The following is a 395-nucleotide window of genomic DNA, read 5'->3' on the forward strand; positions in this document are numbered from 1 at the left end:
TAACACCTGCTTGGCGACGTCCTACTCTCCCAAGACCCTGCGGTCTAAGTACCATCGGCGCTGAAGGGCTTAACGGTCGTGTTCGGTATGGGAACGCGTGGTTCACCTCCGCCATCGCCACCAAACGGATGACTTGACTTACATTGAAAGAAGGTTTCCAGAACCCTTTAYAGGGTGCGGTTACTCTTTCAAAACTGACAACGAGTAAGCGATAAACTGCCAAGTTTATCCGAACCTCATCGGGYYCGGGTATTTCCTTAGAAAGGAGGTGATCCAGCCGCACCTTCCGATACGGCTACCTTGTTACGACTTCACCCCAATCATCTACCCCACCTTCGACGGCTAGCTCCCTTGCGGGTTACCCCACCGGCTTCGGGTGTTGTAAACTCTCGTGG

2 rRNA genes are annotated in these 395 nt (G+C 53.3%); both read right to left on the reverse strand.

Going from position 1 to position 395, the window contains the following annotated elements:
- Nucleotides 1-8 precede the first annotated feature (8 nt).
- A 5S ribosomal RNA gene (gene rrf / locus AC1DM9_RS34565) occupies nt 9-125 on the reverse strand.
- Nucleotides 126-261: 136 nt separating this feature from the next.
- Nucleotides 262-395 (reverse strand): 16S ribosomal RNA (locus AC1DM9_RS34570); the annotation flags it as partial.

Source organism: Paenibacillus sp. 01T431 (assembly GCF_056398625.1).